The 25,188-nt window shown below is 69.3% G+C and carries 23 protein-coding genes; 12 read left to right on the top strand and 11 right to left on the bottom strand.

What is annotated here, in order from left to right:
- Positions 1–31: 31 nt before the first annotated feature.
- From K7G19_RS00805 to K7G19_RS00790, 4 genes are all read right to left on the bottom strand, one after another.
- Complete coding sequence (locus K7G19_RS00805; RefSeq protein WP_370639488.1) at positions 32–3,475, bottom strand: error-prone DNA polymerase; 3,444 nt, start codon at positions 3,473–3,475, stop codon at positions 32–34.
- 319 nt (positions 3,476–3,794) lie between these two features.
- The gene (locus tag K7G19_RS00800; RefSeq protein ID WP_226105219.1) at positions 3,795–5,474 is read right to left on the bottom strand and encodes a DNA polymerase Y family protein; all 1,680 of its coding nucleotides are present in this window, start codon (positions 5,472–5,474) and stop codon (positions 3,795–3,797) included.
- Positions 5,407–6,495: a damage-inducible protein gene (locus K7G19_RS00795; protein WP_226105218.1), complete on the bottom strand. Its 1,089-nt coding sequence runs from the start codon at positions 6,493–6,495 to the stop codon at positions 5,407–5,409. The genes K7G19_RS00800 and K7G19_RS00795 overlap by 68 nt, the downstream gene beginning before the upstream one ends.
- A 173-nt stretch (positions 6,496–6,668) precedes the next feature.
- The gene (locus K7G19_RS00790; protein WP_226105217.1) at positions 6,669–7,583 is read right to left on the bottom strand and encodes a LysR substrate-binding domain-containing protein; all 915 of its coding nucleotides are present in this window, start codon (positions 7,581–7,583) and stop codon (positions 6,669–6,671) included.
- 131 nt (positions 7,584–7,714) lie between these two features.
- On the opposite strand from K7G19_RS00790, the gene K7G19_RS00785 reads away from it, so the two are divergent.
- From K7G19_RS00785 to serA, 3 genes are all read left to right on the top strand, one after another.
- The gene (locus K7G19_RS00785) at positions 7,715–9,061 is read left to right on the top strand and encodes an MFS transporter (protein ID WP_226105216.1); all 1,347 of its coding nucleotides are present in this window, start codon (positions 7,715–7,717) and stop codon (positions 9,059–9,061) included.
- A 121-nt stretch (positions 9,062–9,182) separates the two neighbouring features.
- Positions 9,183–9,911, top strand: coding sequence for a hypothetical protein (locus tag K7G19_RS00780; protein ID WP_149318069.1), 729 nt, complete (start codon positions 9,183–9,185; stop codon positions 9,909–9,911).
- Positions 9,912–9,973: 62 nt separating this feature from the next.
- Entirely contained in the window at positions 9,974–11,197 is a 1,224-nt protein-coding gene (gene serA, locus K7G19_RS00775) for a phosphoglycerate dehydrogenase (protein WP_150082361.1), read from the top strand.
- Positions 11,198–11,296: 99 nt separating this feature from the next.
- Here serA and K7G19_RS00770 read toward each other — a convergent pair whose 3' ends face one another.
- Positions 11,297–11,608: a hypothetical protein gene (locus K7G19_RS00770; protein WP_226105215.1), complete on the bottom strand. Its 312-nt coding sequence runs from the start codon at positions 11,606–11,608 to the stop codon at positions 11,297–11,299.
- Positions 11,609–11,887: 279 nt separating this feature from the next.
- Positions 11,888–13,348, bottom strand: a complete 1,461-nt coding sequence (locus K7G19_RS00765; protein ID WP_226105213.1) for a BON domain-containing protein — start codon at positions 13,346–13,348, stop codon at positions 11,888–11,890.
- Between the two features lie 259 nt (positions 13,349–13,607).
- Here K7G19_RS00765 and K7G19_RS00760 point away from each other — a divergent pair, with 259 nt between their 5' ends.
- The 4 genes from K7G19_RS00760 to K7G19_RS00745 all read left to right on the top strand — a co-directional run bounded on the left by K7G19_RS00760 (position 13,608) and on the right by K7G19_RS00745 (position 15,577).
- Positions 13,608–14,021 (top strand): CBS domain-containing protein, encoded by a 414-nt coding sequence (locus tag K7G19_RS00760; protein ID WP_223819468.1) that lies wholly within the window; start codon positions 13,608–13,610, stop codon positions 14,019–14,021.
- 119 nt (positions 14,022–14,140) lie between these two features.
- Positions 14,141–14,329: a DUF3008 family protein gene (locus tag K7G19_RS00755; RefSeq protein WP_144833264.1), complete on the top strand. Its 189-nt coding sequence runs from the start codon at positions 14,141–14,143 to the stop codon at positions 14,327–14,329.
- Between the two features lie 144 nt (positions 14,330–14,473).
- Positions 14,474–15,094, top strand: coding sequence for a DUF4142 domain-containing protein (locus K7G19_RS00750; RefSeq protein ID WP_150082365.1), 621 nt, complete (start codon positions 14,474–14,476; stop codon positions 15,092–15,094).
- An 87-nt stretch (positions 15,095–15,181) separates the two neighbouring features.
- Positions 15,182–15,577 carry a BON domain-containing protein gene (locus tag K7G19_RS00745; protein WP_226105211.1) on the top strand — a complete coding sequence of 132 codons (396 nt, stop codon included), beginning with the start codon at positions 15,182–15,184 and terminating at the stop codon, positions 15,575–15,577.
- A 376-nt stretch (positions 15,578–15,953) separates the two neighbouring features.
- Here the strand turns inward: K7G19_RS00745 and K7G19_RS00740 are convergent, their stop codons facing one another.
- Positions 15,954–16,421, bottom strand: coding sequence for a hemerythrin domain-containing protein (locus K7G19_RS00740; protein WP_149318063.1), 468 nt, complete (start codon positions 16,419–16,421; stop codon positions 15,954–15,956).
- Between the two features lie 96 nt (positions 16,422–16,517).
- Positions 16,518–16,976: a BON domain-containing protein gene (locus tag K7G19_RS00735; protein WP_226105208.1), complete on the bottom strand. Its 459-nt coding sequence runs from the start codon at positions 16,974–16,976 to the stop codon at positions 16,518–16,520.
- Positions 16,977–17,321: 345 nt separating this feature from the next.
- On the opposite strand from K7G19_RS00735, the gene K7G19_RS00730 reads away from it, so the two are divergent.
- Positions 17,322–17,831, top strand: a complete 510-nt coding sequence (locus K7G19_RS00730; protein WP_150082367.1) for a CinA family protein — start codon at positions 17,322–17,324, stop codon at positions 17,829–17,831.
- Between the two features lie 114 nt (positions 17,832–17,945).
- On the opposite strand, the gene K7G19_RS00725 is transcribed toward K7G19_RS00730, so the two are convergent.
- The gene (locus tag K7G19_RS00725) at positions 17,946–19,928 is read right to left on the bottom strand and encodes an ATP-binding protein (RefSeq protein WP_226105206.1); all 1,983 of its coding nucleotides are present in this window, start codon (positions 19,926–19,928) and stop codon (positions 17,946–17,948) included.
- 349 nt (positions 19,929–20,277) lie between these two features.
- Between K7G19_RS00725 and K7G19_RS00720 the strand changes: the two genes are divergently transcribed.
- The 3 genes from K7G19_RS00720 (at position 20,278) to K7G19_RS00710 (ending at position 21,678) form a co-directional block, all read left to right on the top strand.
- Entirely contained in the window at positions 20,278–20,640 is a 363-nt protein-coding gene (locus K7G19_RS00720; RefSeq protein WP_226105204.1) for a hypothetical protein, read from the top strand.
- 213 nt (positions 20,641–20,853) lie between these two features.
- A complete protein-coding gene (locus K7G19_RS00715) occupies positions 20,854–21,297 on the top strand; it encodes a hypothetical protein (protein ID WP_149318057.1) in 444 nt (147 codons plus the stop codon).
- 18 nt (positions 21,298–21,315) lie between these two features.
- Positions 21,316–21,678: a hypothetical protein gene (locus K7G19_RS00710; protein ID WP_226105203.1), complete on the top strand. Its 363-nt coding sequence runs from the start codon at positions 21,316–21,318 to the stop codon at positions 21,676–21,678.
- Positions 21,679–21,797: 119 nt separating this feature from the next.
- On the opposite strand, the gene K7G19_RS00705 is transcribed toward K7G19_RS00710, so the two are convergent.
- Together K7G19_RS00705 and K7G19_RS00700 are read right to left on the bottom strand one after the other, a co-directional pair.
- Entirely contained in the window at positions 21,798–22,388 is a 591-nt protein-coding gene (locus K7G19_RS00705; protein WP_226105202.1) for a diguanylate cyclase, read from the bottom strand.
- 16 nt (positions 22,389–22,404) lie between these two features.
- Positions 22,405–23,418, bottom strand: a complete 1,014-nt coding sequence (locus K7G19_RS00700; RefSeq protein WP_226105201.1) for an SDR family oxidoreductase — start codon at positions 23,416–23,418, stop codon at positions 22,405–22,407.
- A 495-nt stretch (positions 23,419–23,913) separates the two neighbouring features.
- Here K7G19_RS00700 and K7G19_RS00695 point away from each other — a divergent pair, with 495 nt between their 5' ends.
- A complete protein-coding gene (locus K7G19_RS00695) occupies positions 23,914–25,185 on the top strand; it encodes a glycosyltransferase family 1 protein (RefSeq protein WP_226105200.1) in 1,272 nt (423 codons plus the stop codon).
- The last annotated feature ends 3 nt before the right edge of the window (positions 25,186–25,188 follow it).

Raw genomic sequence — 25,188 nt, 5'->3', positions numbered from 1 at the left:
GCGAAGGCGCGGGTTCGGTGGCTTTGGTGATTCAGTGAAAATCCCGGCTGCCCGCCACCAGCCGGCCCAGCAGCGGACTGAGGTCGACCAGTTCCTGCGCGATCAGATGCCGGACCTCGCCCTGCCGCTGCCAGGTACCGACCACGCCGAGCAAGGCCGCGCCCAGCACCTCCTTGCGCTGGCGGTCGACCAGGTCGGGCCACAGGATCACGTTGATCGAACCCGTCTCGTCCTCGATCGACGAGAAGATCGTGCCGCTGGCGGTGCCGGGCCGCTGGCGCACGGTGACGATGCCGCAGGCGCGCACGCGCCGCCCATTGGGTAGCCCGGCCAGGTCGCGCGCGGTGGCATAGCCCATCCCCGCCAGCCGCCGGCGCAGCAGCGTCAGCGGATGGGCCTTCAGCGACAGCCCCAGGCTGGCGTAGTCGTCCACCAGTTCCTGCCCCAGCTTCGGCGCCGGCAGCGCGAGCGCACCCTCGGCCGGCGGCGCGCTGTGCAGCAGATCGCGATGCGCGGCCTGCACCGCCGCGGCCCGGGCCTGCCAGCGGGCCTGGCGGCGATGGCCGGCCAGCGAGCGCAGCGCATCGGCCGCGGCCAGCACGTCGATATCGTGCCGATCGAGGCCGGCGCGCAGCACCAGGTCCTCGACGCTGGCGAAGGGCCGCTCGAGCCGGGCCTGTTCGATCCGCAGCGCGGCGGCCTCGCGCATGCCCTTGACCCGGTTCAGGCCGAGCCGCACCGCATCGTTCTCCAGCACGCTTTCCCAGCCGCTGACCGTCACGTCGGGCGGCAGCGACCTGACTCGATGGCGGCGCGCGTCCTGCACCAGCTGCGACGGCGAATAGAAACCCATCGGCTGGCTGTTCAGCAGGGCGCAAAGGAAGGCCGCGGGATGATGTCGCTTGATCCAGGCGCTGACATAGACCAGCTTGGCGAAACTGGCGGCATGGCTTTCCGGGAAGCCGTACTCGCCGAAGCCCTCGATCTGCTTGCAGATCGCCTGCGCGAACGCCTCCGGATAGCCGTTGCGGGTCAGCGCCTTGATCAGCGCGTCCTGGTGGCGCTTCAGATCGCCCTTGCGCCGCCACGCGGCCATCGAGCGGCGCAACTGATCGGCCTGGCCCGGCGTGAAGCCGGCCGCGTCGATGGCCAGCTGCATCACCTGCTCCTGGAAGATCGGCACGCCCAGCGTGCGGCCCAGCACGCGGCGGATCACCTCGTTGTGATAGGTCGGCAGCTTGCCGGTGCGGCGGACCATCTCGCGCCGCTTCAGATAGGGATGGATCATGCCGCCCTGGATCGGCCCCGGCCGCACGATCGCGACCTCGACCACCAGGTCGTAGTATTTGCGCGGCTGCAGCCGCGGCAGCATCGACTGCTGCGCGCGCGACTCGACCTGGAACACGCCGATGGTGTCGGCCTTGCACAGCATCTCGTAGGTGTCCTTGTCGTCCTGCGGAATGTCCTCCATGCGGCAGGGCAGCTCCGGATGCGCGGGATTCGGGATCATCGCCAGCGCGCGGCGGATCGCGGTCAGCATGCCCAGGGCCAGCACATCGACCTTGAGCAGGCCCAGCGATTCGAGATCGTCCTTGTCCCACTGGATCACGCTGCGGTTCTCCATCGCCGCGTTCTCGATCGGCACCAGCCGCGACAGCTTGTCGCGCGCGATCACGAAGCCGCCGACGTGCTGCGACAGATGGCGCGGAAAGCCGCGCAGCTGCATCACCAGGCTGGCCCACTGGCGCACCGCGGGCGAATCGGGGTCGAGCCCGTAGCGCGAAATGCGTTCGACGAAGCTGTGTCCGCTCTCCCACCACGCCTGCCCCTTGACCACCTGCTCGACCACGCCGGGGTCGATGCCGAGCGCGCGGCCGACGTCGCGCAGCGCGCTGCGGGCGCGATAGGTGATCAGCGTCGCCGCCAGCGCGGCGCGATGGCGGCCGTATCGTTGGTAGATGTACTGGATCACCTCCTCGCGCCGCTGGTGCTCGAAGTCGACGTCGATATCGGGCGGCTCGTCCCGCTCGCGCGAAATGAAGCGGCCGAACAGCAGATTGGTCTGCTCGGGGCTGACCTCGGTGATGTACAGGCAGTAGCAGACCACCGAGTTCGCAGCCGAGCCGCGGCCCTGGCACAGGATGCCTTTGCCGCGGGCAAAGCGGACGATGTCGTAGACCGTCAGGAAGAAATGCTCGTAGCCCTTTTCCTCGATCAGCGCGAACTCGTCCTCCAGCCGCTGCCGCACCGTGGCGGGGACGCCGTCGGGATAGCGCTGCGCGGCGCCGGCCATCGTCTCCTGGCGCAGGTACGAACTCGGCGTATGGCCCTTCGGCACCAGTTCCTCGGGATATTCGTAGCGCAGCGTATCGAGCGAGAAGTCGCAGGCCTGGGCGATCTTGATCGTTTGCGCCAGCGCCTCGCGCGGATAGAGCCGCGACAGCCGCTGCCGCATGCGCAGATGGCGCTCGGCATTGGGCGCCAGCGCCATGCCGCAGGCGCCCAGCGGCTGGCCCAGCCGGATCGCGGTCAGCACATCGGCCAACGGCTTGCGCGAGCGCACATGCATCTGCACCGCGCCGGCGGCCACCAGCGGCACGCCGGTGTCGGCGGCCACCGCTTCGAGCCGCTCGCGATGCAGCGCGTCGGCATGTTCCTGCAGCAGTTCCAGCGCGATCCAGACGCGCTCGCCGAAGATCGCGCGGCACCATTGCGCCTGGGCGCGCAGCGTCTCCGGGTCGGCGCAGTAGTCCGGCAGCAGCAGCGCCAGGCAATGCGGCATGCCGCGCAGATGCGCTTCCTCCGGAGCGGGATCGCTGATGTCGTGCTGGTACAGCTGGTAGCTGCCCTTGTCGGCCCGCCGGCGTCCGAGCGTGATCAGCTCGCACAGATTGCCGAACCCTTCGCGGTCCTGCGCCAGCAGGATCAGCCGGATACCGGACGGGACTTCGGATGGGACTTCGGATGGGACTTCGGATGGGACTTCGGACGGGTCACCCCGCTGCCGCAAACCCAGGCCGCCCTCGCCCGCCTGCAGCGTCATGCGGCTGCCGATCAGCAGCCGGAAGGCTTCGGCCGCCTCGGCCCGGGCCAGCAGGCGCGCATGCCGGCGCAGGAACTCCGGCTGGACCGCCCCGCCTGCCGGCGAATCGGCCACGGCAGCGGCTGCCCCCGGGCCTGACGATGGCGCCGCGAGCCACATTTCGTTGTCGTCATCGTCGTCCTCGTCATCGTCGTCCGTGTCATCGGCAGCGCCGCCCGCCGCCATCCTCGCCAGCCGCGCCGCACTGCGCTCCACCGCCTCGCGAGTCCGCTCGCGCAGGGTCTTCAGCGCGTGATGCGCCCGCGCCGTGCCGGCCACCGACGCCTCGTCGGTCAACGCCAGCCCGCGATACCCGAGCGCCAGCGCCCGTTCGATCAGTTCCTCCGGATGGGAGGCGCCGGTCAGGAAGGTGAAGTTGGAAATGCAGTGCAGCTCCGCGTAGTCCGGCAGGCTGCCAAGCAGCAGCGAGGCGAGCGATGGCGGCAACGAAGATGCGGAAAACGGGGACTGGGGTGGAGCTTGGGACACAGCACTGCGAGGGGAATGCCTGGGATGGATACTGTATGTTTATACAGTATCGGCAAGCGTGAAGGCAAGATGAATTGCGGTGCGAGCCTGCGTGCCTTGTCGTCGTCCGTCCCGTTGCCCCAGCCACAGAAAAAACGATGGCCCCCCGAAGGAGGCTATTTCTCTCTCGCCGGCGTCCAACAGATGGGGAGCGGAGCTATCGTTTTCGGCATATGCGCTGTCCTTAGCCAAACAACCCATGCAAAAACCACCGGTACTCCCCCTCCTCCTCTCCCTCGCGTCCGGGGCGTTCGCGGTAGATCCAGCAGCGCAGGCCGTCGCCGCGTTCGGCGATGAAGTAATCGCGGGTGGCGAGGGCGCCGTCCCACCAGCCTGACTCGATGCGTTCGGGTCGGGACAGCAGCGTCAGCGGGCTGCCGTGGCAGGGGCGATGCCGGCGCACCGGCAGGCGCAGCGGCGGCTCCAGCAGCCACAGCGGACGGTCGGGCAAGGCGGCATCGGCCGAAGCCGGTACCGAAACCGGTGTCGAAGCCGGTGCCGAAACGCCCGAAACTTGCGCCGTCGAAATTCTCGACACCGAAACTCGCGGTGGTGAAACTCCTGGCGCCGAAGCACGCGGCGACGCGGCGAGGCCCGTGCCGGCTTCGTCGACAGGCCGCCAGCGGTTGGCGCATTCGGGCCGATGGTCCGCCAGCGGATGCGGCTGCAACACGTTTTCGCGGCCCAGCCGCGCCACCAGGGTATCGAGCACGCGGCCGAGTTCGGCCTGCCCGCCGCCGGGCTCGGGGAACAGCGTGTCGCTCTGCGGCAGGCATTCGGCCACGGTGTCGACCTTCAGCATCAGGCCGACCACTGGCGCCTCGAACTGCAGCCGGTCGAGCTTTTCCTGCAGCAGCCTGGACAGATGCACCGGATCGCGGCTGGGCTGGGCCAGGCTGACCGTCACCGGCGTGGCGGCGATGGCGGCGTCGCGCCGCTGGCGTTCGTGTTCGAGCCGCAGCACGAAGCGCGTGACGCCGGCCTGATGCGCCGTGAGCCAGCCGGCCACCGCCTGCAGCAGGCGCTGGGCGCCGGCCAGCACGCCGGCGGCCGATTCGGTGCGCCCCGGCAATTCCATCCGTTCGGCGAAGGTCGGCGGCGCGGTAAACCAGCCCAGGCGCGCCGGGCTCTCGCCATAGGCCTGGTCCAGCCGCGCCAGCAGCTCCGTGCCGAGCCGGCGCTGCAGGCCCGCGCGCGGCAGCCAGCGGACCTCGCCGACGGTGCGGCAACCGATGCCATCGAGCCAGCGCGGATCGGCCAGGCTCGCCAGCATCTCGACCGGCAGCCGGTCCAGCAGCCGCGCCATCCGCTCGCTGCGCACCGCGCGCCGCGCGGGGCGCAGCACCTGGCCGCGGCGTCCGAGCCGCAGCGGCATCGCGGCCAGCCACGCGGCGCCATGGGCGGTGGTGCCGCAGCCGATCTGCGCAAAGGTGCCGAGGCTGCGGATGCAGGCGCGCACCGCGCGGCACAGCGCGCGATGGCCGCCGAACAGGCGCAGGCTGGCGGTCACGTCGAGCGCAACGGTGGCGGGGCCGAGTTCCTCGTCCATCGTGACCTGCGGCGTGAAGCGCAGCAGGGCCAGCGCGGCCGCGGTCAGCAGTTGCGCTTCGGCGGCCGGGTCGCGCTCCAGATGCACCACCTCGGCCGACAGCGCCTGCACGCCGCCGCGCCGCATGCCGGCGGACACGCCCAGCGCCATCGCCGGCCGGTTGGCCAGCACCACCCGTTCCTGCTCCAGCACGACCGTCGGCACCGCATGGCTCAGCGTGCCGGCAATGCCGGCGGTGCCCGCGGCCTCAGGCCAGCTGGGGTGCAGCGCGTCCAGCGGCAGGCGCGGCAGATGCACCGCGATCCAGAACGGCATGATCGGACTCGTGGAGGGATTCGTGGGCGGATTCGTGGGCGGTTCCGGACATCGTTCCGGACATCGTTCCGGACATCGTTTCGGACATCGATTCGGACATCGTTTCGGACATCGATTCGGACATCGATTCGGACATCGATCCGGATGCCGGTTCGGATGTCGATCCCGACACCACCGAGCGCCCGGCCGGCACCGCCGGCATCGCGCCGAGCGGCAGGATCAGCGGGGTATCGCGCACCGGCCCGCGCCGCTTGTGGAAGACGATCGACAGCGCATTGCCGGGCAGCGGCGACAGCAGCAGCCGCAGCACCGCCGGCGACGATTCGCGCAAGGCCGCGGCCGGACGGCAGACCCAGACCACCGCCTCGCTGGCCTGGGCCAGCACCTGCAGGCGCCGCACCGCCTCGGGACGGGCCGAAGGCAGCCACACCAGCACGCCGCCGAAGGCCTGGCTGCGCAGTACCTGCTCGGCGGCCCACAGCAGATCGGCCTGCCTGGTGGCCTGCTGAACGGCTTGCCGAGCGGCCTGGCCGGCCTGGCACCCCAGGCGCCTGCCCCTGGAGGCGGCCTGGCGAGCCGCGCCCTCGGCACCCTCCTGCCCCTCGCCCGCACGGATCCAATACACCTGCCGTGCCGGCAATCCCCAGGCGGCCAGCGCCGGCGCATTGAGGGCATGTGGCGCGCCGACCCATACCAGCCGGCGCCCGGCCTCGGCCAGCGATTGCAAGGCCGGCCGCAACAGGCGGACTTCGCCGACGCCGCTGTCCGGCACCAGCAGCTCGGTCACCGCGCCGACCGGCCAGCCGCCGCCCGGCAGCTGCGCCGACAGCGTGTCGTAGCCGGTCGGCCATACCGGCAGCGACGCGGCACGGCCAAGCTGGCCGGCCCGCCACAGGTCGGGATGGCGCCGTTCCAGCTCGGCCAGCGCGCGCTGGCGATCCAGCGGGGGTTCCGGGAGGGAAGGAGGCGACGTGACGGCAGCGGCAGGCGGTAACGTGACGGCAGGTGATGACGCAATCATTGTGTTTTCAACGTCTCTCGATGCGCTTTTTATGCATTTCAAAGCGCTTTCTCTGCGCTTCAAGGAGCCTTCAGTGCACTTCAAAGCGCAAAGAAACTCAGCTTTCGGATACTGTATGTTTATACAGTATTTTGACCATCATCAAGAGAGACCCACTGCCGGACTCGGGAAAATCAGCCGCCGATCCGATGCCCCGCCGCCTCGGCCCGAATCCACGCCACCACCTTCAGCACATCGGGACGCGGCCGCTCGTCCGCCTGGATCAGCCAGTAGCCGAAGCTGTCGCCCGCGGCTGGCGGCGGCGCGGCCACCACGCCAAGCTGCCTGTCGTCGAGCAGGTCGCGGATCAGCTCCAGCCGTCCCAGCGCAACGCCCTGCCCCGCCAGCGCGGCATGGATGACCTGATCGTATTGGTTGAACTGCGTCATCGCGCGCGGCTTCGCCCCTTGCCAGCCGCGCTCCTCCAGCCAGTGGCGCCAGCGCAGCCGCGGATTGGTGTCGTCGTCCAGCTCGAGCAGATTCAGGCCATGCAGCGCCCGCACGCTGTCGATCGCCGCGACGCCCAGCGCGGGATGGGCCACCGGCACGATGGTCTCGCCGAACAGCGCGATCGCGCCCGGCGGCGCATGGTCGGCGGCGCAGTAGCGGATCGCCAGGTCGATCTGCTCGGCGCGCAGGTCCGCCACCCGGTTGCTCGCCGACAGCCGCAACTCAAGCTCGGGATGCGCCTGCTGCAAACGCCCCAGCCGGCGCAGCAGCCATAGTCCGGTGACACCGACGCTGGCGGTCAGCGTGACGGGCCGCTGCGCGGCCTGCACGCGCAGTTCGCCGACCACGTCCTGGATCTGCTGGACCGCGGCATTGGCGCTGCGGAACAGCCGCTCGCCGGCGCCGGTCAGCGCGATCGCGCGATGCCGGCGCACCAGCAGCTGGACGCCGAGCTGCGCCTCCAGCGCGCTGATCTGTCGGCTGACCGCGGACTGGGTCAGGCACAGGTCTTCGGCGGCGAGCGTGATGCTCATGCGCCGGCCGACGGCGACAAAGCCCTTGAGCAGATCGAGCGACGGCAGGCCGACGAGGGTTTGCATGGCGGTTTTCACATTCGTGGATCGCATGCGAGCGGACGAAGAAATCAATTGAGCTGCCCGCATGCAGCCGGCTTAATGGAATCCGGTGATTCCACCGCATGCTAACCGCTCATTCGAAGGCCGTCACGACCATGTCCCGCTCCCGCCTCCGCTCTCCGCTCGGTTCCGCCTCCCCCGCTCCCCGGCTGTCCGCCACCGATCCCCTGGTACTGGTCGTGGCCGGCGGCCTGATCCTCGGCCTCGCGCTCGGCATGCGCCATGTGCAGGGGCTGTTCCTGCTGCCGATCACGATGGAGCGTGGCTGGACGCGTGAGGCATTCGGCTTCGCGATGGCGGTGCAGAACCTGGTATGGGGGCTGGCGCAGCCCTTCGCCGGCATGATCGCCGACCGCTTCGGCTCGGCGCGCGTGATGCTGGCCGGCCTGCTGCTGTATGCGCTCGGGCTCTACACGATGACGCAGGCCACGACCACCGCCGCCTTTGTCTGGAGCGCCGGCATCTGCCTGGGCCTGGCGCTGTCGGGCACGACCTTCGGCGTGGTGTTCGCCGCGCTGAGCCGGCTGGTCAGCGCCGAGCGGCGCGGCTGGGCGCTGGGCGTGGCGGGCTCGTTCGGCGGCCTCGGCCAGTTCCTGCTGGTGCCGGCGGTGCAGGCCGGCGTCGAGCGGATCGGCTGGAGCGCCGCGCTGTGGGCGATGGCCGCGTGCGTGCTGGTGGCGCTGCCGCTGGTGTGGCCGCTGCGCGAGCGGGGCGCTCGGGCAGTCGACGCACCGGCCGCACCGGCCGCACCGAACGCACCGACCACGCCGGCCACACCGGCCACCGCCCCCACCGCAGCAGCGGCCGGCGCGAACGGCAGCCAGCAATCGATGCGCGCCGCGATCCGCCAGGCCTGCGGCCATCGCGGCTTCTGGCTGCTGAATATCGGCTTTCTGGCCTGCGGCTTCCAGCTCGCCTTCATCGCCTCGCACCTGCCCGCCTATCTGCTCGACCGCGGGCTGCCCGCGCGCGACGCCGTGATCGCGCTGGCGATCATCGCGCTGGCCAATATCGCCGGCACCTATCTGTGCGGCCTGCTCGGCAACCATGTGCGGCGGCATCGCGCGCTCAGCGGCATCTATCTGCTGCGCACCGCGGCGATCGCGCTGTTCCTTCTGGTGCCGCTCTCGAGCGTCAGCGTCTTCGTGTTCGCCGCGGTGATGGGCTTCGTCTGGCTGGGCACCGTGCCGCTGACCAGCGGCCTGGTCTCGCAGGTGTTCGGCACCCGCTATGTGGCCACGCTGTTCGGCTTCGTCTTTCTCGGCCATCAGCTCGGCTCCTTCCTCGGCGTCTGGCTCGGCGGCTATCTGTTCGATCGGACCGGTTCCTACGACCTGGTGTGGATGGGCGCGATCGTGGTCGGACTCGGCGCGACCGTGCTGCACTGGCCAATCGACGACCGGCCGGTCGGTCATCGCGAGACGGCGATGGCGCCGGCTTGAAACCTGCGGCGCAGCCGTCATATCGAGGGGATTCCTTGTTCTCGATTTCCCTTAGTTGCCCTCGAACTGCCATGGTTTTCGTGTACGTTACGCCGTTCAAAAACATGACAGGGAGACATGGATGACGCTGCACCGCAGTGATGCAGGAGAGCCGACGATCGTGGCCCTGGTCGAGGCGATGAAGGCCTGGCAGCGCGCGCTGGATTCGACGCTGTCCACCTCCGGCCTGACCTACGTCAAATGGATCCTGCTGCGTGCCGTCGCGCGCGGCGACTATGTCCGGCACCGGCCGTATCTGGGTGCGATCCTGATCGACGTCGAGATGGGCGAGCATCTGCTGGCCGAGCTGCATCGCGACCGCTGGATCGCCTTCGTCGATCGCGCGGGCATGACCTGCGGCCCGGCCCAGCCCGAGGCGCAGCCCGTCGTCCCCGAGGCCGAGCGCGCGCGCGTGCAGCGCATTGCGCAGTCGCTCAAGGCCCTGCATTCGGTGTCGGTCAGCCCGTTCAGCAGCGACGAACGCACGATGCTGTCGACGCTGCTGCAGCGGATGCAGGCCAACCTGAACGAATTCAGCGACCGGCGCGATGCACAACACGCCGATGCCGACGGCGAAGAGATTTCGCTGATTCGCGCGCATGCGATGCTGGGCGCTTCGGCCAGGTCCTCCCAAGGGTCCAGATCGTCAACATCGTCCAGATCGCCGAACGCATCCGCGTCGCCCGAGCGCGCCGCGAAGGCATCCATCGCGGTCCCGTCCGCGGCCGGCAAGACTGTCGAATGCGGTCCGATGCCGGCCCGCCCGGCGCGCCGCAAATCGTCGCCTACCTCACTTCCCTGCCGAAGTTGAGGCAAGATAGAGCGCTGCACCGACACCGTCGGGGCCCACCACGACCGCCACACGAGGCCGCGATGACCAAGGTAATGCTGCTCGAGAACATTCACGAAAGCGCCAGCGAACGGCTGGCAGAGGCCGGACTGCAGGTCGACCGCCGCGCCGGTGCGCTGGCCGGCGGCGAACTGCACGAAGTGCTGGCCGCCAACGAGCTGATCGGCATTCGATCGGCGACCCATCTGCATGCCGAGGACATTCGCCATGCGGCGAATCTGCTGTCGATCGGCTGCTTCTGCATCGGCACCTCGCAGGTCGACCTCGCCGCCGCGACCGCGGCCGGCATCCCGGTATTCAACGCCCCGTTCTCGAATACGCGGTCGGTGGCCGAGCTGGTGGTCAGCGAGGCGGTGATGCTGCTGCGCCGGATTCCCGAAAAGAACACGCTGGCACATGCCGGCAAATGGGCCAAGGGCGCGGCCGGCGCCTTCGAGGCGCGCGGCAAGACGCTCGCCATCGTCGGCTACGGCAATATCGGCTCGCAGGTCGGCGTGCTGGCCGAGGCGATGGGCATGCGGGTGGTCTACTACGACGTGCAGCCGCGCCTGTCGCTGGGCTCGGCCAAGGCGGCCGGCTCGCTGGCCGACGCCGTCGCGCATGCCGACGTGGTGACGCTGCACGTACCGGCGACGCCGCGCACGCGCAACATGATCGACGCCACCGTGCTGGCCGCCTTCAAGCGCGGCGCGATGCTGATCAACGCCTCGCGCGGCAGCGTGGTCGATATTGCCGCGCTGGCGCAGGCGCTGCGCGACGGGCGGGTCGGCGGCGCCGCGATCGATGTCTTTCCCAGCGAGCCCAAGAGCAACAAGGATGCGTTCGTCAGCGAGCTGCAGAATCTGCCCAACGTCCTGCTGACCCCGCATATCGGCGGCAGCACCGAGGAGGCGCAGCAGAACATCGGCGTCGAGGTCGCGGCAAAGCTGGTCAACTATCTGACGACTGGCGCCACCATCGGCGCGGTCAATTTCCCGGAGGTCGATCCGGGGCCGGTCGATTGCCCCGCGCGGCTATTGAACGTCCACGGCAATGCGCCGGGCGCGCTGGCGGCGTTGAACACGCTGCTCGCGCGCGAGGGCATCAATATCGCGGGCCAGCATCTGGAAACGCGCGGCACCACCGGCTATGTCGTCACCGACCTGGACAAGGCGCCCTCGGCCGAACTCGAACAGGCGCTGGCCGCGCTGCCCGGCGTACTGCGGCTGCGCGTGCTCAGGCGCGACGAGGCCGGTGCGGCCTCGTAGGCGGTTCATGACGGTTGATGGCCGTAATGGCCGGTAATGGCCGGTAATGGCCGGTAATGGCGGGATCTGCAGCAGAGACCTGCAGAGGGGATCGGCGGGTCAGGCCGCTGGCCCCTGGCGCCGGCTGCCCCACAGCAGAATCGCGCTGATGACCCAGCCGCAGAAAAACAGCGCGTCGCCGAGCTGATTCAGCACGAGCGGCATCGATTCGCCGCGGAACATCTGCGACAGCATGTCTTCCGGCAGGCGTGAGGCAATCCACAGAAATACGGCCGGCGCGCTGCAGTAGACGCCCGGCTGACACCATGGCGCACGCCTTTTTTCGGCATTGGCCTGGGCCGATGCCGGTACGCCGGCATCGGGCTGTGCCGCCGGCCGGTTGGCGGCGATGAAACCCTCATTGGCGGTCATGGCGCCCTCCCTGTTTTGTGAGCGCAGTATTGCCCAGAGGGTGACGCGGCGCCATCGGCGCCTGTCTGACACGCGTGCGGCAGCGCACGCAAGGCGGGCTGGCGGGATGGAACGGGCGGGCGCCAGGCGGTCGCCCCGCTTCACCGCCCCGCTTCACCGCCCCGCCTCACCGCCCCGCCTCACCGCCGCCACTTCACCGCTTTCACCGCTCCACCGCCCGCTGCACCGACCGCCTACGCAGCCTGCCGGGGCCTGCCCGGGCGCCGGAGCCTCGGCCGATCAGTCCGGCGTCCAGCCCTTCAGATCGTCCATCTTCGCCGGCGATTCGCCGCTGTCGCGGGGGACGCGAATGTCGTTCTCCACGTCGGTCACGCCGAAGACATTGTCGACCAGGTCCTCGATGTCGTACTTCTCGTTGCGGTTGCGCACCGTGCCGGCGAGCTTGACGATGCCGCCATTGACATCGACCGTCACCTCGCTGACATCGAGCCCTTCGGCATAGGCGAGCCGTTCGCACACCGCCTCGCGGATACGCTCGTCGCTGCGGCGATAGCCCTTCGGACCGACGCGGCGCTGCGGCCGATCGTCGGTGCCGAAGAATTCGCTGACCGCCTCGCCGATGCGCCGGCCGATGTTGTACAGCGGGCCGTGCTCCTCGCGGTCATCGTCGCGCCCGTAGCGGCCGTCGTCGCGCCCGTAGCGGCTGTAGCCGCCGCCATAGCTCAACTCGCCGGCCGACTGCTGGCCCGCCTCGCGCCCGGACCATTCCTCCCGGTAATCGCCGCCGTAGCGGTGCTCCGGCACGGCATAGTTGCGGCCGGGCCAATCGTCGTCGAAGCGGTCCCAGCCGTAGTTCGACGTGCCGGCATTGCTGTAGCCGCTGCTGCGTTCGGCTTCGCGCAGCCAGTCCTGATCGCGGTTGCGCATGCCCTGCCGCTGGCCGCCGCGCCACGTGGTGGTCCCGCCGTAGCGCTCCTCTTCCTCGCGCCATTCGTCGCCGCGCGTACCGGTGGCGTACGAGGGCCCGGTGCCGGTCTCAAGCGCGGCGGCGCCTGAGTAGCCGGACTGCCAGGGATCGGTGCGATATTCGTTGCGGCGAGTCGACGATTCGCCGCGGCCGCGCCAATCGCCGCGTTCCTCGCCGCGGCCATATCCGGCACCATATCCGCCGCCATATTCGCTGCCATATCCGCCGCCAGATTGGCGCCCGTATTGGCCGCCATACTGGCCACCGTACTCCGACCCATATTCAGAGCCATAGCCGGACTCGCCGCTGTACCCGCCACTGTATCCGCCACCGAATCGGCCACCGCCATGCTCGCGCCCGTACTGGCCGCGCCCATACTGGCCGCCGCCTTGACCGCCGCCTTGAGCACGGCCGTATTGACCGCGGCCCGATTGACCGCTGGTGTATTGCTCGCCGCTGTAGCGTCCCTCGCCATAGCCGCTGCTGGTGCCGCTGCGGTATGGCTGGCTCTGCCGGCCGGCCTCGCGGCCGTAGCCGGTGCCATAGGTGTCGTCGTCCTCGAAGGCGCCGCGCGGCGGGCCGCCCTCGCTGAGCTGGTACGGCGTCAGGCGTGCCCTGCGCCAGCGCGACTCCCAATCGTTGCCGTCCGATTCCGCCTGCCAGTCATCCTGGGCCCAGCGTTCGGAACGGTTGTCGCTCCAGCCATCGTCACGTTGATCGTAGCCAGGCCAGGATTGCTCTGGCCGATTGCGTCGCATGGATTCGTTTCGCATATCGATCTCCTGCAGGTGGTCCGGCGCGATGCGCGCCCGTATCCGTCATGCCGCGCAAGAACCGTACCGCCGCGTCGATCGGTCGCGCACTGCGTGTCACGGCGGCGTCATCCGCGCAGGCGCTCTGGAACGCATCTTGCGAAACCGTGGATGCGTGCGAAACGCGCGCAGTGCCAACTATCCGCAAGGAGAAACGACGATGGCAACCCAGATGCAAGGAGGCGGCGCCCAGCGGTCCGGCGGCGTTCTTCGGGATGTGATGACCGCACAGCCAGCCTTTCTGACGCAGGACGACACGATCAAGCGCGCGGCCGAACTGATGGCCCAGCTCGATGTCGGCGCGCTGCCCGTTTGCGACGGGCGCCGGCTGACCGGCATGGTGACCGACCGCGACATCACCGTGCGCTGCACCGCGGCTGGGGCGGACCCCGCCAGCACCAAGGTGACCCAGGCGATGAGCGAGGACGTGCAGTGGTGCAGCGATGACGAGTCCATCGACACCGCGCGCGAAAAGATGGCGGCGCATCAGATCCGCCGTCTGGCGGTGATCGACAAGGATCATCATCTGGTCGGCATGGTGTCGCTGGGCGACCTGGCCGTGAAGACCGGCGACACCGGCGGTACCGGCGAGGCGCTGCAGGGCGTTTCGCAACCGGCGCAGCCGTCCCGCTGATGTCGCGCTGACGTCGAATGCCGCTTGCCTGCGGGCGCAGGCAACGACCGGGATTTACAAGGCTTGCAAGATTGCACCGATCCCCGCCCACCCGATTCGATGACTCAATGGAGGACACGATGCCAGCCAAATCGAAATCGCAGCAAATGGCCGCCGGGGCCGCGCTGTCGGCCAAACGTGGCGACAAGAAGGTCGGCGAGCTCAAGGGCGCGTCGAAGTCGATGTACAAGTCGATGAGCGAGAAGGAACTGCACGACATGGCATCGACGCCGCAGAAGGGCAAGCCGGACCACAAGTCCGAGAGCTGATGCAAGTCACCGGCGTCCGATCGGGTCCGATCGGGTCCGATAGGCCCGTCAGGCCCGTCAGGCCCGTCAGGCCCGATGGGTCCGAGAGTTCCGATGGGACTGATGGGCTCACCAGCCGGCGACGTCCGTCGATGGAGATTCGCGATGACGACAAGCGCATTCACCCCTCGCACGGCGGCCCGGCTGCTGCTGGCCGCCGCCGCGTTGGCCACCGCGCTGGCCGCGGGCCCGGCGCCGGCGCAGCCCGGCGCGGCCTCGCCGCTGGCGACGCCGCCCACGGGCGCCTCCAAGCCGCCTGCGACCTCGCTGTCGACTGACGACCTGCGCTTTATCGACGAAGCGATCCTGACCGCGGCAATGGGCGTCGAGACCGCCAACATGGCGCTCGAGGTCTCCGCCGATCCGACGCTGCTGGCCTACGCCCGCAGCGCAGCGCGCGACTACCGCGCGCTCGCGGCGGAACTGGCACGCATCGCGCAGAGCAAGGGCGTGCAGCCCGAACAGCGGCTGCCGGAGGCGCCGGAGGTCACCAAGCTGCGCTCGCTCAAGGGCGCCGAGTTCGACCGCATGTTCGTGCAGATCGTCGCGGTCGACGCCAATCGCCAGGCGCTGGCGCTGTTCCAGCGGCAGGCCGAGATCGGCAAGGACCCGGCGCTTCGGGCCTTCGCCAAGCGCACGCTGCCGATGCTGGAAGAGCGCCTGTCGCAGGGCAAGTCGATGTCCACGCGGACCATGACGTGGCGCAGCGGGATCGCGCAGCGATGAGGTCGCGGTCCGATTTCCCGACTGGACGGGCGCGCGAAGACAACGGCGCGCGCCTCTCTTTGCTTTCCTGACTCAGCGAGCACGCCCATGCCAGACTCCATTCCTTCTCAGCCCACCCCGCCGACCGCCGCCGCCACCTCCGCGCAGGACGACGACCTGCTCCGGCAGGCGCGCGACCATATCGCCGAGGAATTCGGCGGCTCCCTGCCGGAGGGCATCGAGGTGGGCATCGAGGACAAGCGCATCCGGCTGCGCGGACGCGTGGCCGATCTGCCGACCGCCGAGCGCATCGCCAAGGCGGCGGCCATCGGTCCCGGCATCCTCGGCGTCTACAACGAACTGCAGGCGGCCGATAACAGCGAACCGGCCAGCCCGATCGCGGGAGCCGAGGCCGCCGATGCCATCGACGCGCCCGAGCCCGGCGAGCGGGGAGAACGCGGCGCACCGCTGCCGCCGCCCGGGCCGATCCATCACAAGGTGTGAGACCGCGGGTGTGAGACCGCGGGTGTGAGACCGCGGGTGTGAGACCGCGGGTGCGAGGCCGCGGGTGCGAGGCCGCGGGTGTGAGACCGAGGGTGCGAGACCGCGGGTGCGAGGCCGCGGGTGTGAGACCGCGGGTGTGAGGCCGCGGGTGTGAGGCCGCGCCGCTGTGAGACCGAGGGTGCGAGACCGCGGGTGCGAGGCCGCGGGTGTGAGACCGCGGGTGTGAGGCCGCAGGTGTGAGGCCGCGCCGCTGTGAGACTGCAGCACGGCCGCTGAAAACGCCTGCGGCGCGGTATGAATCCGCGCCGCAGGCAGCCGAGGCCGTCAGGCGAGCCTCAGCCGACGAGCCTCGGCGACGAGGCCTTAGTGACGAGCCTTACGCCATGGCCCCCATCAGCTCTTCCTTGCGGGCCGTCATCTGCTCGGCCATCTCGCCCAGCTCCACGTTCTTGCTGATGACCATCTTGAAGAGTTCGTTCTCCTCTTCCTGCACGTGGTGGTTGACGTATTCGGACAGCACCTTGTAGTTGGCCTCCAGCATCTCGCCGCTCAGGTCGCCTTCGATCGCCGCGATCAGGTCCTTGGCGACCTGGTGTTCGACCTTCGCTTCATCGAGCATCTCGTCGATCTTCTCGTGGACCCCGCGCAAGCCGGGATAGAAGATCTCCTCCTCGATCTGCGCATGCACGGTCAGCTCATGGCAGGTCTGCTGCGCGATCTGCTCCTTCTCGGAACGCTCCTTCGCGCTCTCGAACGACTTGAACAGCTTCTTGACGTTGCGGTGGTCGTCGAGCAGCAGGCTCAGCGCGGCGCGTTGCGCGGTCGGAATCTTGGACTTGTCCATGCGAAACTCCTTTTATCGTGGTGGGGAATTGCTTTGTGGTGCTGCGTCAGTGCTGCGTGGGCCGTTACCGAAGCCCTGTTTCCATCCGGTCCGTCGTTACCCTTCGGCGGGTGCCGTCAGGCCCCGGGACTCGCTGCGATCCGGCGCGACCCGGATCCGGTTCTCGATATCGGACACGCCCTGGCAGGCGTCGACACACTCCTCGATCTGCCGGCGCGCCGTACGGCTGCCGACCTGGCCTTCGAGCGTGACGTGGCCGCCTTCGACGCGGACCGATACCTCGCTGACATCGAGCCCCGCGCGCCACAGGCGCTCGCAGACCCGATCCAGAATGCGATCGTCCGAATAGCTGATGCGGTTGCCCGCACCGCGGCCGGCATCGCCTTGCCGCTGATAGCTCGGGTTTTCGTTCTTGAAGCCGCCGTAACTGCTTTGACCGGGATCGGCACTGCGGCTGCGCACCTCGTCGCCAGACCGGTCGGTGCGGGTCCCCGGCGCGGCAAACGGTGCCCCGGTGACACTGCGTTCTCGCGGATTGCTGGTGGATTGCTGCATGCCTCGACTCCTTGTGCTCCGGTTTGCATCGATCGCCGCGGGCCGGCGCTGAGGCGCATCCAACCTGCGGCTTCGAGCCAAGACGCAATATCCATACCGCCGGCACGACGGCCACGTTTGCGCCCGCTGCGGCGCTGAAAAAGCCCGCTGCCGGCGTGTCCCGACGTTCGGAATTTCATGCGGGGGCCGCTTTTTACACACTTTCCCGATGTCCGGCGCAGGCCACGTGGCAACGCGTGCAGATTTGACCAAGCCGGCCCGATGGCATGGAACCTGCACACGCGAAGCGCGATGTCGATGTCGATGTCGATGTCGATGTGGATCGTGAAGCGGGAGGAACACAAGATGAATGCCCATGAGGAGGCCGCACGCTTTCTGTTGCGGCATGGCCTGCGCCTGGCCACCGCGGAATCGTGCACGGCCGGCCTGATCGCCGCGCGCATCGCCGATGTGCCCGGCTGCGGCGACGCGCTGCGTTGCGCGGTGGTGGCCTATGCCCCGGCAATCAAGCATCGCGTGCTGGGCGTGTCGCCGGAAACGATCCGCCGCCATGGGCTGACCAGCGAAGAGGTATCGCTGGCGATGGCGCGCGGCGTGCTGGCGCTGACCGATGCCAACCTGGCGATCGCCAACACCGGCATTGCGGACGGCAAGGGCGATGACGGCACGCCGCCCGGCACGCAGTGTTTCGCCTGGATCTTCAGGCAGACCGGTCGCGGCGACGGCCGTACCGTCGAGTTTTCGGAGACGGTACGCCTGCGCGGCGGCCGCAACGAGGTGCGGGAGGCGGCCGCCGAATTCGCACTGGCGCAGATCGCCCGCTATTACGCGCTGGCACAGCAGCGGGAGCGATGATCTCGCTGGTTTCGCCGACCTCGCCGACCTCGCTGACCTCCCTGACCTCGCTGACCTTGCCGGCCGGGCTGACTCGCCGGCCAAGCTGGCGGGGCAACGCGTGCCCCGATGAGATCAGGCGCGACGGGACGGCTGGCACGCCGGCAGGAACAGCGTGACGGTGGTTCCCTTGCCCGGAGCCGAGCGCACCGTGACCGCACCGCCCGCCTCGCGGCAGAAGTCGCTGACCTGGCTCAGGCCGAGACCGGTGCCGGCGCCGTCCGGCTTGGTGGTAAACAACGGCTCAAGCGCCCGATCTGCGACGTGAGCCGGCATGCCGATGCCGCTGTCGCTGACCCAGAGCCGCACGTAGACGCCGCGCATCGGCGTCGCGGCATCGCGCGGATCGTCTTCGGCGCGGTCTCCGTCCGCGCGGTCTTCTGCAGCTTGGCGTGCTCCGGCGCGGTCTTCTTCGGGGTGAGCTTCCGCCCGACCATCGGCACGATCGGCAGTATTGGTACGACCGGCAAGATGGACATCATCGGTCGGCTCCACTGACCCGCGCCGCGCATCCAGGTCCGGCGGCAGCGAGGCCCCACCGCCGTCGGCCGCGCCGAGATTGGCGGCACCGATCTCCAACACCCCACCCTCGGGCATCGCATCGCGCGCGTTGGCCGCGAGGTTCAACAGCGCCAGACCCAGCTCGCAGCGGTCGGCAAGGACCGGCAGGCAATCGGGACTGAGCGCATAGCGCAAGGCGATGCCGGAGCCGAGCGTCGCGCGGATCAGCGGATCGCATTGCTGCAGCTCCTCGTGCAGCGCAATGGCCTCGCTGCGATGCTCGCGCCGCCGCACCACGCCGAGCAGCCGCTCGGCCAGCAGCGCGCCGCTGGCCAGGCTCTTGCGGATGCCGGCCAGCGCGGTACGGTTGGCGCGGTCCGCCCGCTCGGCCCGGTCCGAACTTCCCGGGACACCGGGCCGCAGCAGCAGCACGTCGGTATAGGCCGAAATCACCGCCAGCACATTGCGAAAGTCGTGCGCGACCGAGCCGATCAGCTGCCCCATCGCCTCGAACTTGCGCGACTGCCGATAGCGCTTTTCCAGTTGTTCGCGGCGCGCGCATTCGTCGCGCCAGCGCCGCCGTACCGCTTCCTCGGCGCGAATGCGCCGCAACGCGCTCCATAACGACAGGCACAGCACCGCCGAGACGATGCCCGCCGCCAGCGAGGCGGGCGCCATGCGTTGCCACCAGGCGCGATAGACCACGCGATACGGCACGCTGACCATGGCGCTGGCCACGCCGTCGCCGACCGGATGGACCGTAACCAGCCACGCATGGCCGTCGGCGCGCTCGACTCGCTGTGCTGCGTCGCCGTCCCGCGCATGCCGCACCATGGCCGCGAAGCGCGCCGCGTCGGGGTCCGGCCAGGGATACGCCGCCAGCACCGCGCCATCGCTGCGCACCAGTGCCGCGCGGTAACCGTCGGTGTGCTCGAGCAATTGCCGGTAGAAGTCGGCGAAATAGGAAGGCCGCAGCGAGATCGACACGATGCCGGCGAGCCGTTGGCCATGCATGCGCGGCATGCTGGCCTTGAACACCGGCTCGGGAATCACGCCGCCGATCAGCACCGCGGACAGATGCATGGGCTCGCGATCGACCATGATCGCCCGATAGTCCTCCCGTTCCGAGATATTGAGCATCGGCGCCGGGTAGAGCAGGCTGCTGACCAGCAGCGTGCCGTCGTCGCCGAAGATGCCGAGCGCAAAGGCTTGCGGCAGACCACGGCCCATCCGCGCCATGCGCCGATGCAGTTCGAGCTCATGGTGGCGAATGTCCGCGTTGCTCCATTGCACCGTCAGGTCGCGCAGGCGCTGGTCAGCCAGCCGGTTGCTCTCCATCACCTTGCTGGCGTGCTCCTGCACCACCCGTGCTAGCAGCGCGCATTGACGCTGGGCATCGGCGAACGCATCGCGCAGCGCGAGCCATCCCCAGCCGGCCAGCAGGCACAGCGGCAACAGCAGGGTGCTGGCCAGCAGCAGCGCGGTGACGCGCCGGCGCAGCGGAAAATCGGCTTGGGGATCGGCCTGCGTGGCCTCGGCGGAATCGAAGGTGTTCATGGCGGGACCCGGGCGCGGGATGGCATCGCCGTTCGGCCGGGTGCGAGCCAGCTTAGTGAGCGGTAGCGAGGCCGCAAGACCGGGAGGGTCAAAAGCTATAGTCCGCGTCCGGGCGGGTCCCGTATGCGTCGGACTGCCGCGCCGGACTGCCGCGCCGGACGCCGCGCGGAATCGCCCTGCTTGCGGCCCGGCCTGGCCAACGAATTACAACGTCCATGTAAAACCGGCCGAAAACCGGGCGTATCGCGCCGCGCCTCGCGGTACGGAGGGCTGCGGTGCCAGCAATCGCGATTGGCATGGTTAGTGCTCATGCGTGGGAAGTGCAACTTGCCTTCGACGGAGTGGACGCATGGCAACAGAATCTCGGCCCGGGACCGCATCCCCTGATACCGGCAACACCGGCGCCGGCGATACCGGGCGGCAAACCAGCGCCCCGGTCGGCCAACGCAACGATCCGGGCGTGAGCCAGACCTCCGGCCCGACCCCGGCGCAGAGCGCGCCCGATGCCGGTGGCCGCAATGGCCAGCGCGACACTCGGAGTGACAGTCGGCAAGACAGTCAGCGAGATCAGCGCGACAGCGGCGGCAACTCCGCAAGCGAGTCCGACCCCGCGGCCGGGCGCGACCTTCCCGATGAAAACGGCGAGCCGCCGTCGGTGAAGCGCCCCGGCGGCAATCCGGAAGAAAGTGAGCCGCCCGTGGAAAACACCTGAACCAATTCCGAAAAACGTTCTAAAACACTAGAGCACGCCGCCATCAGCACGCAGCCAAGCCCCGGCATGCGGTAGCGCGCCCCGGATCCCACCGATCCGCACGACCTCCGCCCCCCTTGCCGAGCCGAGATTGCCGTGTCTGCCCAAGCCCGTTTGCCGAACCGTCCGCACACTGTGAAATCGACCTCTCCGTCTCCAGACGACCCGGCCGCCATGCTGGCGGCCCTGGGCGAACTGGCCGCGCTCTGCGGGCAGTCGCTCGAAGCCGCATCGGTGAGCGCCGCCGATCCGCAATTGCGGGCGCTGCTGATCCACCGCGCCAACCTGCAACGACGCGCCGCCGCCGATCTGTCGCAGCGCGCCGCCGGTACGCCCGCCGCACCGCCGCGCGGGGATGGCGCGGCGCATCGCGAGCGCCCCGGCGATACGCCGCTGCAGCTGGCCTGCCGCCGGGCGGGGCGTTCGGTGGCCGCCTGCGGGGCGCTGCTGCGCGGCGAACTGGAGGATCCGATGCTGCGCCCCTGGCTGATCCGCTATTACCACGAGGCGGCCGACCTGCTGCGGGTGCTGGAGCAGTTGACGCGCGAGCAGTACCCGGCCACCACGCGCCGCTCGCCGTCGCGGCCGACCGTCAACCGGCCGCTGCCACACCGCTAGACCACGAAGGCTGTGTCGATGCCGACGAATCCGCCCAACTCACCCGACTCGCCGAATTCCCCCACTGCGCAATCCCCGCGCAATCCCGCTGCCGATCTGCGCCGCGCGCCGGCGGACCCGGTGCCGCCGGCCGCCACGCCACTTGCCACGCCGCCGGTCACGCGGCCGGCATGGACGCGCCTGCTCGATGCGCTGGCAATGACGCTGCTGGTCGTCGCGGCCGTGCACGAGGCGGTCATCTGGCTGGGGGGAGAAGGCTGGCTGGCGCGCCTGCCGAGTGCCGGTGGCAGCGACAATGCGGTGGTGGTCGGCGTCATCTTCGCGCTGGCCGCGGCCTATGGGGCCTACCTGGTCGTGCGCAGCTGGCGTCGGGTCGGCTGAGCGGCGGGCCGGCCTTCCGACCGGTCGGTCACCTCAGTTCACTCACCCTGGCGCGTTCACCCGAGGTCATTCACCTGAGGTCATTCGCCTGAGGTCATTCACCTTAACGTCCGCCTCCCTCACCCCTCCGTCACCACCGCCGCGCGCTGCCCGCGCTCGGCGCCATGCTCGCGCCGCCAGCGTCGGCAACGATAAAACTCCTCGACGAAGGGCAACACCCCGCATAGCGCCGTCGCCGCCAGCACCGCGGCGAGATACCAACCGGGCAGCGGCGGCTGTTTCGGCGTCAGCGAGAAGTCGGGAGCCCGGTCGCCCAGTCCGAACAGCGCCAGCGCCTGCGGCCAGTGCGCGACTGCCACCAGCGCCACCGCCGATAACGGCAGCACCTCCAGCAGCCCGTGCATATGCTGTTCGGTCGGGCCGATGACCCTGCGGCCGTACGTGTAATGCACATCCCACCAGGCGGTCGCGGCGTGCACCACCACGGCGACGATCATGATCGCCAGCACCAGCGCATTGACCTCGAAGAACAGCGCCAGCAGCACCGGCACGCCGACCTCGGCCAGCATCAGCAGATGCAGCGCCGATTCGTAGGTGCCCGCATTGCGCTCGATCCGTTCGCGACGATGGCAGGCCCAGTCGCCCAGTCCCGCCACCAGCCACAGCGGGACCAGGCCGTACATCAGGATTAGCGTGGCCGCCTCAGCCATCGTTGCTGCTCATCGCTCATCGCATGCGCGTGCGCCGCATGCCCAGCGCCGCTGCGAGCGCCAGCGACGCGCCGACCACCATTGCGCCGGTCATCACCGGATGGCGGGTGCTGGCGGTATAGGGGCAGGTGCGGACCACGTGCCGGCGCCCTTCGCGCTCGACCAGGTCGTTGGTGGCCTGGAACAGCGCGTTGTTCTCGCGGGGACCCGCGGGACGGGCGGTGCACTGCGCGCGCCCCAGGAAGCGCCGCATCACGCGGTCGTACAGGGCCGGCATGTGGTAAGCCGCGGACGACATGGCCTTGGAAGCGGCGCCGACGAACATGTCGCGGCGCGGATGCTCGGCGGCGAACAGGATCGCCTCGGCTGCCATCTCGGGATCGTAGACCGGCGGCGCCAGTTCCGGCTCGACGTCCAGATAGTTCTTGGCATGGCTGGCGAACGGCGTGTCGAGCGCCGCCGGCTTGATCAGCGTGACCGACACCGGCGCGCGTTCCTGTTCGAGCTCGAGCCGCAGTGAGTCGGTAAAGCCCTTGATCGCATGCTTGGACGCGGCATAGGCGCTCTGCAGCGGCAGCGGTACATCGCAGGCCTCGCTGCCCATGTTGATGATCGCGCCGCCCCGCTCGCGCAGATGCGCGGCCGCGACCAGCGAGCCATGGACCACACCCCAGTAATTGGTATCGAACAGCTTGCGCTGGTCCTCCATCGGTACCTCGTTGTACCGGCCGTAGATCGTCACCCCCGCGTTGTTGACCCAGGTATCGAAGCCGCCGAAGCGCTCGATCGCCGCTTGCGCGAGCGCCTTGACCGCCTCGAGATCGCCGACGTCGGTCGGCACGGTGATCACTTCGGAACCGGTCTCGCGCAACTGTTCGGCGAGCTGGTGCAGCGCCTCTTCGCTGCGCGCCGCAAGAACCAGCTTCGCGCCGCGCGCGGCCGCCTTGCGCGCCGCGAGCAGGCCCACGCCGCTGGTGGCGCCGGTGATCACGATCACCTGCGACCCGATTTTCTTCAGCGTCATTCTCATCTGCTTGCTACTCCAGCGGCCCGGGTCTCCATCCACCGCATCGCGGCGCCGCACCACGCGCGTGGCAGCCGGCACGGGCCTCGCCGCCGGCAGCCTTGACCTTCCTGCAAAGAGCGTTCCCGGAGTTGCTCCGGCGATGCTCGTGCGCTACCGCGGCACCGTTGTGCAACGGAAGTGCGCACGCAGCGCAAACGCAACGCAAACGGAGCGCCGGTGCGTCGCGCGCGCGGGACATGCAACAGTGGCCCATCGCCGCCTGCTAGCGCGTATTACAAAATGCTGCAATTTCGCCATGGCGCTGGACAGCGCCCTGCGAACGCCCGCGCAGATTTTCATGTGCGGCAGGGGAACCGAACGAGAAGCGATATAACGCTTCTCGCCGTCAACAGCCTGAGAAGTCGCACGCTGGCATGCAAGCTGCAATCACGCTGGCTTTACTAGCGAGCGGATCGCCCGGCTGCGACGGCCGGCAGCTCGCTCCCCTGGGAGCCAACCATGCAAAGGATCGCGCTGATCAGCGAGCACGCTTCCCCTCTGGCCGGGCCGGGTAGCGTGGACAGTGGAGGACAGAACATCTACGTGGCGCAGCTGGCGCGCCATCTTGGCAAGCGAGGCTATCCGGTGGACGTGTTCACGCGCCGCGACAAGGGCCTGTTGCCCGAGGTCGTGGCGTTCGCTCCGAACGTGCGCGTGATCCATGTTCCCGCCGGCCCCGCGGTCCACGTGCCGAAGGAACAGCTGTTGCCTTATATGGACGAGTTCGGCGCGTATATGGCCGAATTCATGGCGCGCGATCGCGTCGGCTATATGGTGATGCACGCGAACTTCTTCATGTCGGGGTTGGCGGCGCTGCGCGTCAAGCAAAAGCTTGATATTCCGCTGGTCATGACGTTCCATGCGCTCGGCAAGGTCAGGCGCCAGCACCAGGGCAGCGCCGACGGCTTTCCCGACTGCCGCTTCGATATCGAGGAGCGGCTGGTACGGGAGTCGGACTGCGTGATCGCCGAATGCCCGCAGGACCGGCACGACCTGATCCGCCTCTATGGCGCCGATCCCGGCACGATCGAGACGGTGCCGTGCGGCTTCGACGGCGACGAATTCTCGCCGGTGCCGCGCCTCGAAGCACGGCGCGCGCTCGGCTGGCCGTCGCATGAATTCTCGGTGCTGCAGCTCGGCCGCATGGTGCCGCGCAAAGGCATCGACAACGTGGTGCGTGCGATGGGCGAGCTGCGGCGCGCGTTCGGCCTGCGCGCCCGGCTGTATGTGGTCGGCGGCAATTCCGATCAGCCCAGCCCCGCGGCGACGCCGGAGATCGGCCGGCTGCAGAAGATCGCCGCCGAGGAAGGCGTGGCCGACGCGGTGACCTTCGTCGGCCGGCGCGGCCGCGAGCAATTGCGGTTGTTCTACAGCGCGGCCGACGTGTTCGTCACCACGCCGTGGTACGAGCCGTTCGGCATCACGCCGGTCGAGGCGATGGCCTGCGGCGTACCGGTGATCGGCGCCGCGGTCGGCGGCATCCGCAGCACCGTGCTAAATGGCCGTACCGGCTACCTGGTGCCGCCCAACGATCCCGCGGCGCTGGCCGCTCGGCTCGCGCGGCTGGCGTGCGACCCGACGCTGGCCGAGCGCATGGGCGCATCCGGCCGCCGCCGCGCGCACGCGCATTTCACCTGGGCCGGTGTCGCCGCGCGGATGGAAACGGTATATGCGCGGCTGGCCGGTGTCACCGTCGACGACACGGCGCAAACGCCGCAAGTCGCCGCCTGAACG

It is taken from the genome of Cupriavidus sp. DB3 (assembly GCF_020418465.1).
Lineage (GTDB): Bacteria > Pseudomonadota > Gammaproteobacteria > Burkholderiales > Burkholderiaceae > Cupriavidus > Cupriavidus cauae.
The sequence above is the reverse complement of the archived record's forward strand: the minus strand, read 5'-3'. Positions and strand labels throughout refer to the sequence as shown.

Excerpts from the sequence above, each read along its gene's own strand:
- K7G19_RS00800 (WP_226105219.1), bottom strand. The coding sequence starts at position 5,474 with ATGCCGTTCTGGATCGCGGTGCATCTGCCGCGCCTGCCGCTGGACGCG.
- K7G19_RS00795 (WP_226105218.1), bottom strand. The coding sequence starts at position 6,495 with ATGATTGCGTCATCACCTGCCGTCACGTTACCGCCTGCCGCTGCCGTC.
- K7G19_RS00790 (WP_226105217.1), bottom strand. The coding sequence starts at position 7,583 with ATGCAAACCCTCGTCGGCCTGCCGTCGCTCGATCTGCTCAAGGGCTTT.
- K7G19_RS00785 (WP_226105216.1), top strand. The coding sequence starts at position 7,715 with ATGTCCCGCTCCCGCCTCCGCTCTCCGCTCGGTTCCGCCTCCCCCGCT.
- K7G19_RS00780 (WP_149318069.1), top strand. The coding sequence starts at position 9,183 with ATGACGCTGCACCGCAGTGATGCAGGAGAGCCGACGATCGTGGCCCTG.
- serA (WP_150082361.1), top strand. The coding sequence starts at position 9,974 with ATGACCAAGGTAATGCTGCTCGAGAACATTCACGAAAGCGCCAGCGAA.
- K7G19_RS00770 (WP_226105215.1), bottom strand. The coding sequence starts at position 11,608 with ATGACCGCCAATGAGGGTTTCATCGCCGCCAACCGGCCGGCGGCACAG.
- K7G19_RS00765 (WP_226105213.1), bottom strand. The coding sequence starts at position 13,348 with ATGCGAAACGAATCCATGCGACGCAATCGGCCAGAGCAATCCTGGCCT.
- K7G19_RS00760 (WP_223819468.1), top strand. The coding sequence starts at position 13,608 with ATGACCGCACAGCCAGCCTTTCTGACGCAGGACGACACGATCAAGCGC.
- K7G19_RS00755 (WP_144833264.1), top strand. The coding sequence starts at position 14,141 with ATGCCAGCCAAATCGAAATCGCAGCAAATGGCCGCCGGGGCCGCGCTG.
- K7G19_RS00750 (WP_150082365.1), top strand. The coding sequence starts at position 14,474 with ATGACGACAAGCGCATTCACCCCTCGCACGGCGGCCCGGCTGCTGCTG.
- K7G19_RS00745 (WP_226105211.1), top strand. The coding sequence starts at position 15,182 with ATGCCAGACTCCATTCCTTCTCAGCCCACCCCGCCGACCGCCGCCGCC.
- K7G19_RS00740 (WP_149318063.1), bottom strand. The coding sequence starts at position 16,421 with ATGGACAAGTCCAAGATTCCGACCGCGCAACGCGCCGCGCTGAGCCTG.
- K7G19_RS00735 (WP_226105208.1), bottom strand. The coding sequence starts at position 16,976 with ATGCAGCAATCCACCAGCAATCCGCGAGAACGCAGTGTCACCGGGGCA.
- K7G19_RS00730 (WP_150082367.1), top strand. The coding sequence starts at position 17,322 with ATGAATGCCCATGAGGAGGCCGCACGCTTTCTGTTGCGGCATGGCCTG.
- K7G19_RS00725 (WP_226105206.1), bottom strand. The coding sequence starts at position 19,928 with ATGAACACCTTCGATTCCGCCGAGGCCACGCAGGCCGATCCCCAAGCC.
- K7G19_RS00720 (WP_226105204.1), top strand. The coding sequence starts at position 20,278 with ATGGCAACAGAATCTCGGCCCGGGACCGCATCCCCTGATACCGGCAAC.
- K7G19_RS00715 (WP_149318057.1), top strand. The coding sequence starts at position 20,854 with ATGCTGGCGGCCCTGGGCGAACTGGCCGCGCTCTGCGGGCAGTCGCTC.
- K7G19_RS00710 (WP_226105203.1), top strand. The coding sequence starts at position 21,316 with ATGCCGACGAATCCGCCCAACTCACCCGACTCGCCGAATTCCCCCACT.
- K7G19_RS00705 (WP_226105202.1), bottom strand. The coding sequence starts at position 22,388 with ATGGCTGAGGCGGCCACGCTAATCCTGATGTACGGCCTGGTCCCGCTG.
- K7G19_RS00700 (WP_226105201.1), bottom strand. The coding sequence starts at position 23,418 with ATGAGAATGACGCTGAAGAAAATCGGGTCGCAGGTGATCGTGATCACC.
- K7G19_RS00695 (WP_226105200.1), top strand. The coding sequence starts at position 23,914 with ATGCAAAGGATCGCGCTGATCAGCGAGCACGCTTCCCCTCTGGCCGGG.